Consider the following 2,272-nt stretch of genomic DNA (forward strand, 5'->3'; position numbering starts at 1 on the left):
GCGTTGTCTTCAAGGTCAACGACAAGGCCGACGAATATGTGGCAATCCCGCTGGCCAAAGGCTATCGCGCCGTCACGCCGCAGCCGGTGCGCACTGCTGTCACCAATTTCTATTCGAACCTCGGCGACGTCGGCAATATGGTCAACAACCTGCTGCAAGGCAAGGGCGTGGACGCAGCGGAAAGCTTTATGCGGGTGGCGGTCAATTCGGTGCTCGGCATCGGCGGCCTGATCGACATCGCCACGCCGGCCGGGCTGAGCAAGCACTCCCAGGACTTCGGCCTGACGCTCGGCGTGTGGGGCGTGCCCTCCGGCCCCTACCTGGTCTTACCGTTATTTGGCCCCAGCTCCATCCGCGACGGCCTGGGGCTTTATGTGAATTTCCAGTTCTCCCCCACCACCTACGTCAACAGCAACCTGCGCTATGGCCTGTATGGCCTGGCCTTCCTCGATGCGCGGACCAACGCGCTTGGCGCCACCGATCTGCTGGCGCTGGCGGCGCTGGACAAGTACAGCTTTGTGCGGGATGGCTACCTGCAGCGCAGGCGCTATCTGATTGAAGGCGGCCAGGGGAAGCTGCCGGATTATGGCGATATGGAAGAGGCGCCTGCCGGCGGGGGAAACAAGGGAACCGAGGGAAGCAAGGGCACCGAGGGGGAAGAGAAGAAGCCCTGAACCCGGCTTTACCCTGCTTTGCCTGGCTTCACGTTCCCTGCCCAGGGACGTGAAGCAGGGTTGGAGAGCTTGATTCCGGCTTCCGGGCTACCGGCGTAGGCATTCCGGCGCTCCCGCCCGAGGCAAGCCGAAAGGTTGAATGCCGATCAAGGCAGCCCGAACCCCACCCCAAGCTTGCCTCTGACACGCTCCAAAGCGGTCCTCGCCACCCGCGCATCCCGCCCCAGCCGGATCAGATCCGGCACCTGCCAGGGTCCGGCCAGCAAGCCCTTCAGCAACGCCCACATATCGGTGCTGCCGTCAGCCCCCATGGCAGCCACGGCCGCTGGCGGCACCTGCCGTCCAGCCGGGTCGATCACCACACGGCATGCCGCAAAGGGCAAGCCATACTCCTGAGCCACCCGCGCCGCGATATGTGACTCCATATCGACCGCCAGCGCGCCACTGGCTGCATGCAGCGCAGCCTTGCCGGCAATGGAAGTCACGGCCCCGTCAGTACCGGCAAGAACGCCGGACAGGGCCTCAGGCAAGGCGAGGCAAAGTGCCTGCGACCAGCTCGCATCGACAGGCAAGCGAATGCCGCCATCGCAAACCCCGGTGGCAACGATCACCCTGCCGGGCGACAACGCGGGATCCAGCCCGCCAGCCACGCCAAAGCTGACCACGCCGGCACAAGGGCGCGCCAGGCGCTGCCGCAGGGCTTGCGCCAGTGCTTCGGCACGGTGTCCATGGAGCGTTTCCACGCCCGCGCCGGCGGCGATGCGGGCCTCGAATCCCATGCCCGTCACCACCAGCGCCGGCGCGGCGCCGCGCCCTTGCGGCAAGCGCGCCGACCCGCCGGGACCCGCTGCGGTCACATCCCCCACGCCACGGCCCGTGTACCGTCGCGCCGCAGGTTGCGGTAGCGGGCCACCGCCCAGAGCGGGAAGAAGCGGGCGTAGCCGTGGTAACGCAGGTAGAACACGCGCGGGAAGCCCACGGCGGTGAAGCGGGCCTCTTTCCACAGGCCGTCGGCCTGCTGCGTGCGCACCAGGTATTCGATCCCCCGGGCCACCGCGGGATGATCGACCTCGCCGGCCGCCATCAGGCCCAACACGGCCCAGGCGGTTTGCGACGGCACGCTTGGCGCGGGCTCGTAGCCCTGGTAGTCGAGGCGGTAGCTGCTGCCATCCTCGCCCCAGCCGCCGTCGGCGTTCTGGACCGAGACCAGCCAGTCGGCGGCGCGGCGCATTTCCGGCGCCTCGGGAGCCAGGCCGGCGGCGTTCAGCGCGCACAGCGCACTCCAGGTGCCATAGATGTAGTTCGTGCCCCAGCGGCCGTACCAGCTGCCATCGGCCATCTGCTCGTCGAGCAGGTAACGCAGCGCGCGCTTGAACGCGCCGCTGCTGGCAGCGGATTCGCCCAGTTGCGCCAGCATCGACAGGCAGCGCGCCGAGACATCGGCGGTGGGCGGGTCGAGCAGCGCGCCGTGGTCGGAGAAGGGAATGTTGTTCAGGTATTCGTGCGTATTCTCGGGCTCGAACGCACCCCAGCCGCCGTTGCCGCTCTGCATGCCGGCAATCCACTCGCGCGCGCGCGATACGGCTTCGGCATAGCGC

Annotated in this window: 2 protein-coding genes and 1 pseudogene; 1 reads left to right on the forward strand and 2 read right to left on the reverse strand. The window is 67.7% G+C overall.

The annotated features are described in order from the left end of the window. Window positions 1–674: MlaA family lipoprotein (locus tag P3W85_RS30680; RefSeq protein WP_276267532.1), on the forward strand; the 674-nt coding region annotated here is incomplete at its 5' end. A 146-nt stretch (window positions 675–820) separates the two neighbouring features. On the opposite strand, the gene P3W85_RS30685 is transcribed toward P3W85_RS30680, so the two are convergent. Continuing rightward, window positions 821–1,498 (reverse strand): phosphorylase, encoded by a 678-nt coding sequence (locus P3W85_RS30685; RefSeq protein WP_430869654.1) that lies wholly within the window; start codon window positions 1,496–1,498, stop codon window positions 821–823. A gap of 29 nt (window positions 1,499–1,527) precedes the next feature. Continuing rightward, window positions 1,528–2,272: pseudogene (locus tag P3W85_RS30690) on the reverse strand (prenyltransferase/squalene oxidase repeat-containing protein); the annotation flags it as partial.

It is taken from the genome of Cupriavidus basilensis (genome assembly GCF_029335485.1).
GTDB lineage: Bacteria > Pseudomonadota > Gammaproteobacteria > Burkholderiales > Burkholderiaceae > Cupriavidus > Cupriavidus basilensis_E.